Raw genomic sequence first — 6,184 nt, 5'->3', positions numbered from 1 at the left:
TGCGGGTACTTCTTCGGGGCGGCCATGGCCTCGGGTCCTCTCATGAGGCCCATCTGACCCGCTGTCACCATCCGCCGCATCTCGGGGGAAGCTCAGCCCCGGCGAACCCGGTTGTTCTGTCTCAACGAAGTTTGATCAGTCTCAGCGGAGTTTGACGGGCGGGGGCGTTGTGTCGGCATGAGAACGATGTTGGCCCCATGGCCGGGGCCTTGTCGGCTCAGGAGTCCTGGACCAGCAGCCTGCCCTGGGCGCCGTCCTCGGACACGAAGGCGAACAACCTCGGCGACGCGCCGAGGTTGAGATGGAAGGGCACCCAGTTCGAGTCCAGCTGCAGCAGCAGCCGCCAAGGGCCGCCGTCTGGCCACTCGTCATCCTGGACGAACAGCGGTGTTCCGCCGATCTTGTCGCCGTCGATCCGCTCGATGTAGCGGTCCCGGTCGGCGGAGGACAGGGCTTCGAGTTCCTCATCCGTCATGGAACCGGGCTCGTCGGCGGGGCGGAGGTCGACGGTGAACTCCACCTCCGACCCGTCGCGGCCGTAGAGCCCGGGTCCGCTCTCCAGCGGGCGCACCTGGCCGGCATAGCCCCCGCCTGGCTGCACGATCACCGCGTTCTCGCCACTCTCCGGGTCGATGACGTCGGGATCGAAGAAGTCCTCCCCGTGATCGGCGTGGGTCACGAAGACGTAGGCCATCTTCCCGTGGCTGGCCGCTCCGAGTACCGGGCCCAACTCGATCTGGCCGACGAACCGCATCGGTCGGTCCCATGCCGCGCTGATCGGCCACTGCGGGCCTGTCAGCCACACGGGCTGGCCGCCGAACTTGGTGGTCGGCGTGGAGATCGGCTGGCCGCTCACGGAAAAGCCCTCGATGCGCAGTGTTCTCACCATGCCCGGCATCATGTCAACCGATGGCGACACCTCGGTCCGGTCAAACTCCGCTGAGACAAAGGCGCCGGGGATGCTGACGAAAGCCTTGGAGCACACCGCGCGGGCCCGCGGCCACCTGTACGCGGTGCACCACACATGACCGGCGGCGCCGACCGGATGCCCGCCGCGGCGGTGCGGGTACGCCTGCCTGTCGGCCGTCCCCGCACTCGGCCGGCCGCAGTCGCTGGCGATAAGGCTTGCTCCTCCCGCGCCCACCTGCGCAAACACCGCATCAAGGCGGTCATTCCGGAGAAGAAGGACCAGGCCGCCAAGCGCAGGAAGAAAGGCAGCCGGGGCGGCAGGCCAGTCACTCACGACGCAGATCTCTACCGCGACCGCAACACGGTCGAGCGGGCCATCAACAAGATGAAGGACTGACGGGGCATCGCGACCCGCTACGACAAGACGCCCGAGAGCTACCTCGCCGGACTCCATCTCCGCGCCGCGACCGTCTGGATCAGCAGCCTCCTGAAAGCCCATTAATCATGACTGAAGACAGTCCCTGGTCGGCAATCTGCGGCGAGGTGGTGGCGCGGACCGCATCCGAGAGTTGCAAGGGTTCCTTGCAAATACTCTTTGCAACTCGTAGCCTTCTGGCATGGCCGAACAACCGCCTGCCCAGGAGATCACCGATGTCGAGGCGCTGCGCGCCTTCGCGCACCCGATGCGGCAGAAGATCGAGCGATGCCTGCGCCGGGGACCGGCCAACTCTGCCGCGCTCGCACGCGAGTTGGGCGAGAGCACGGGGCTGGTCAGCTACCACCTGCGGCAGCTGGCCAAGCACGGCCTCGTCGAGGAGGTCCCGGAGCTGGCGAAGGGACGGGAACGGTGGTGGCGGGCAGTGCCAGGGGACCGACGGTTCCCGCCGTACAGCCGGCAAACGCCGCAGATGCGCGAGGCGCTGACCGAGATGCACCGGCTGAACCTCGCCGAACTGATCGACTCCGCCCGGCGGTTCGAGGAGGCGCGCGACACGCTGGGGCCCTGGGCCGACGCGGCGCTCTTCTCGCGCGCCACGCTCCGGGTCGATCCCGGCCAACTCCGCGCGTTCTTCGAGGAGTACATCGCGCTCCTCTACCGGTACTCGGTCCCGCAGGGCGAGGCAGCGCCCGAGGCGCGGACCGTGCTCGTCCGACTGCTCGGAATTCCCGAGATCGACTGACCGCGAGGCCCAACCGACTGCGAAGGGGGACGCACGCTGTGCTGCTCTCGGCTCGTTCCGCATTACTGATACGCGCCGTAATGGCCGTCCTGTCCGGGGCGTTGGTCGGCGCCCTCCTCCTGCTGGCCACGCCGGTGGCGTACGCCGGCGGAGACGGACTGGTCCGCCAGGAAGTCACCTTCCGGGGCGGCGGCGGGCTCGTCCTGCACGGCACCGTCCTCGGCAAGGACGGAGCACCCGGCCCGGGACCTGGCATCGTGCTTGTCGGCGGCTCGGGTGCCGGGCCCCGGGAGGAGTACCGGCAGGAGGCCGAGGCGTTCGCCCGGGCCGGGATCACCACGCTCGTCTACGACAAGCGGACCGTCGGCTACTCCCGGCTCCATCGAGACTTCGGCCTGCTCGCCGACGACGCACTCGCCGGAGTGCGGCTGTTGCAGTCCAGGAACACGGTAAACCCACGCCAGGTCGGACTGTGGGGGTTCAGCGAGGGAGGCTGGGTCGCGCCGCTGGCCGCGTCGCGCTCGACCGACGTAGCGTTCGTCGTCACCATCGGCGGGTCCGGCTACGACCCGCTGCGCACCCAGGCCTGGAACCTCACCACGCATCTGCGCCACCGGGGGGTGGACGGACCGTTCCGTCACACCGTGGCCGGTCCCGCCGCCCAATTCATCGGCTCGACCGGGCTGTTCCCCACGGCGGGCTACGACCCCGTGCCAGTGCTCGAGCGGCTCCACCGAACGCCGGTGCTGGCGCTGTGGGGCGAGCACGACACGCAGGTACCGCCACAGGAGAGCTCGCGGATCTTCCGCGAGACACTGGCCCGGGCAGGCAACCAGCACGCCGTCATCGGCTTCGTCGCCGACGGTGCGCACAACGGGCACCGCACGACGGACGGGTTCGACCGGATCGGCGGCCCTCTCTTCGATGGCAAGAACCTCGGAGAGCTGGCCTCGGGCTATGCGCAGACCATGACCTCATGGGTGCAGGCCGTGGCCGCCGGTCACCCACCGGCGTCAAGTGCCGCCCCCGCACCCGGGCAGACGCTCGCCACGACCCCCGTACCGAGCCATGCCTGGTACGCCTGGCTCACCCCGGCGCTGCTACTCCTCGGCTTCGCCGCCTATCCGGTGAGCGCCGTCCTGCGCCGGGGCCCAGTCCTGCGCCCGGTACGGTGGTTGGCCGGGCTCGGCCTGCTGGCGGTCGTGGCGGCGGTGGCCTGCCCGCTCGCCGTCTTCGTGGCGGGGGACAGCGCGGCGGCACCCGTGGTGTGGGGCCTCCCGGCGATGTGGCTGGCGGTGCAGGGCCTCGCCGTCGCCGTGGTGGTGTCCGCCTGTGTCTCGGCAGCCGCACTCTGGCGCCGACGGCTGACGCCGAGCCGGGCGGCCTGGCTGCGCCTGGCCCCGGTCGGGCTGGCCGCGGTCGGGTTCGTGCCATGGGCGGTGTGGTGGGGTGTTGCTCCGTGACGGCCATCGTCCCCCTACGACTCCAGCAGGTGCCGTCACGTTAACTGGTGGCTTGGGATGGCGACCGCCGAGCAGCTCCACCAGCTGCACGGCGGCGCAGCCGGGATCAAGCAGACCCAGAAGCGCATGGCCCGGCTCCAGGCCGAGGGTCTGGCAGAGTGCGCGACCCTGCCGCAGGCCGATACACCACCGGCGGCAGCACATACTCGCCCGCGGGCCGGATCACTCGGACGAAAAGGTGTCGAACCGCCATATTTCATACCTCGATGCTTACGCTGACGCGCGGTGGCCTGTGCTCTTTGAGGTCCTGTCAGCGCGGTGGCGCAGCCGCGGGCCGGTGAGGCGTCAGAGCACGCGACTGTGGGCCCCGGTGGTGACCGTGGTGGCGGAGCCGGCCGCGGCGGTCGCGTCTGTTCGTCATGGCACGGGCCGTTCCGGCTCGGGGCCTGCGTCGCCACCCTTTTGGGATCTTCGAGCGAAAGGTGCGGCGATGATCAGTCGCGGGAAACGACAGCTGCCCGGCCCCGACCGGCAGGATACGAGCCCGGGCCGGCCCCCGCGGTGGGCGGCGCGCGCACGCGCCCTGGCGGCAGGGCTGGTGCTGCTGGGGGCCGGGGCGCTGCCGGTGACGGCGGCCGCCCCGGCCCGGGCCGCGACGTCCGGGACCTTCGCTTATATCGCCAACGCCGGCTCGAACACCGTGTCGGTGATCAACGCGGCCACCAACACCGTCACCACCACCATCCCCGTCGGCACCAACCCCGAAGGGGTGGCGGTCAGCCCGGACGGCACCCGCGCCTACGTCACCAACGCCCTCGCGAACACCGTGTCGGTGATCAACACCACTACCAACACCGTCACCACCACCATCCCCGTCGGCACTACGCCGTTCGCGGTGGCGGTCAGCCCGGACGGCACCCGCGCCTACGTCACCAACACCAGCTCGAGCAACGTGTCGGTGATCGACACGGCCACCAACACCGTCACCACCACCATCCCCGTCGGCACCAACCCCGACACGGTGGCAGTCAGCCCGGACGGCACCACCGCCTACGTCACCAACGCCGGCTCGAACACCGTGTCCGTGATCAACACGGCCACCAACACCGTCACCACCACCATCCCCGTCGGCACCAACCCCGAAGGGGTGGCGTTCACCCCGGACGGCACCCGCGCCTACGTCACCAACGCCCTCGCGAACACCGTGTCCGTGATCAACACCGCCACCGACACCGTCACCACCACCATCCCCGTCGGCTCCGTCCCCCAAGGGGTGGCGTTCACCCCGGACGGCACCACCGCCTACGTCACCAACGGCCTCGGGAACACCGTGTCCGTGATCAACACCGCCACCGACACCGTCACCACCACCATCCCCGTCGGCCTTTCGCCGTTCGCGGTGGCGTTCAGCCCGGGCGGTACCCGCGCCTACGTCACCAACACCAACTCGAGCAACGTGTCGGTGATCGACACGGCCACCGACACCGTCACCACCCTCCCCTTCGGCACCAGCCCCCGCGGGGTGGCCACGACCAGGGTCCCGGTCGTGGCCACCGCCACCTGCCCCGCCGGCCACGTCATCACCGGCGGCGGATACCAGCAGAGCGGCGGCGCCGTCCCACCCGTCGAAACCACCAGCCGACCCGTCGGCAACACCTGGCAGATCCTCGCCGACAACCAGAACACCAACTACACCAACGTCACCCCCTACGCCGTCTGCGCCCCATAACCCACCGCGCCGGTAGGCGATCCGGCCCGGCCGGGACGGCTGTCCGCCGTCCTGCTCATGGTCGTCGTTGTCGTCGGGCTGGGCCGGGCTCTGGTGGGCGCTCACGGGCGTCTCCCGAGGGTCGTGGTCGGGCTGCTGCCTCTGAGGGATATCCGGCGCTCCTGACAGCGGCCAAGCCCGTTCCGGGCCCGCGCGCCGCACCCCTCTCCCACCACCCACCAGCCCGCTCCCAGCGGGCGTGGCATCCGCCGGCCCCGCCGCGAGGGCCAGGAGCAGTGAGCCGTTCCCGCAGCGTGCGGTGTTCGCGGGTCACCTGCTGGACGCGGTGCTTGAGGGTGCTGTTCTCGGTAATGAGGACCTGGACGGATTCGCCGGGGACCATCTGGTCGAAGTCGCGGATCTGGCCCATGAGTTCGCCGATTCGCTGCCGCTGGGTCAGGATCTCCCTCTGGGTGCGGGTGAGCTCTGCTCGGCGTTCAGGGCTCGCTCGCGCCAGGTCGCCTCGATCTGGTCGTGTCGCTGTTGACCGTGTTGGTCGTGGCGGCTGCGGCTGTCGGCGACGGCGTTGTTCACCAGGGCGCGGGCGTCGGGGTTCTCGTAGAGGAATGTGGCGGATACGCCAACGCGCTGGGCGATGCCGCGGACGGTCAGCCGACCACATTCCCGGCGCAGTTGGCTGACCGCGGTGGCGACCTGGTCCACCCGAACCACACGGTCCAGACCCGCGCCCTGCATGTCTACCTGCGCTGGCGCAACGCCAACGCCCGCCACCCCGACGTCCTCGCCGCCCAACGCAAGGAACGCGCCCGCATCCGCAGCGAGAAAGGCATCCGCTGGGGCGGACGCCCACTCACCACTGCAGCCTGACTCGTCCCGGCGCTGCCGTCCCAGCGGCAGATAGC

General features: G+C 70.1%; 4 protein-coding genes and 2 pseudogenes. 5 read left to right on the top strand and 1 reads right to left on the bottom strand.

Annotated features, from left to right (window positions below; all coding sequences use genetic code 11):
• Positions 1-217 precede the first annotated feature (217 nt).
• Complete coding sequence (locus ACWDAK_RS35400; RefSeq protein WP_344640912.1) at positions 218-889, bottom strand: DUF1963 domain-containing protein; 672 nt, start codon at positions 887-889, stop codon at positions 218-220.
• A gap of 165 nt (positions 890-1,054) precedes the next feature.
• Here ACWDAK_RS35400 and ACWDAK_RS35395 point away from each other — a divergent pair.
• From ACWDAK_RS35395 to ACWDAK_RS35375, 5 genes and pseudogenes are all read left to right on the top strand, one after another.
• Positions 1,055-1,411: pseudogene (locus tag ACWDAK_RS35395) on the top strand (IS5/IS1182 family transposase); the annotation flags it as partial.
• 115 nt (positions 1,412-1,526) lie between these two features.
• Entirely contained in the window at positions 1,527-2,090 is a 564-nt protein-coding gene (locus tag ACWDAK_RS35390; protein ID WP_344640911.1) for an ArsR/SmtB family transcription factor, read from the top strand.
• 80 nt (positions 2,091-2,170) lie between these two features.
• On the top strand, positions 2,171-3,553 hold the full coding sequence (locus tag ACWDAK_RS35385; RefSeq protein ID WP_427396285.1) for an alpha/beta hydrolase family protein: 1,383 nt from the start codon (positions 2,171-2,173) through the stop codon (positions 3,551-3,553).
• A 490-nt stretch (positions 3,554-4,043) separates the two neighbouring features.
• Positions 4,044-5,282, top strand: a complete 1,239-nt coding sequence (locus ACWDAK_RS35380; protein ID WP_449806532.1) for a YVTN family beta-propeller repeat protein — start codon at positions 4,044-4,046, stop codon at positions 5,280-5,282.
• A gap of 699 nt (positions 5,283-5,981) precedes the next feature.
• Positions 5,982-6,149, top strand: a pseudogene (locus tag ACWDAK_RS35375) (IS630 family transposase); the annotation flags it as partial.
• Positions 6,150-6,184: the final 35 nt, after the last annotated feature.

The sequence above is a fragment of the Kitasatospora sp. NPDC001175 genome (assembly GCF_053598215.1).
This window is presented reverse-complemented; position numbering and strand designations above follow the sequence as displayed.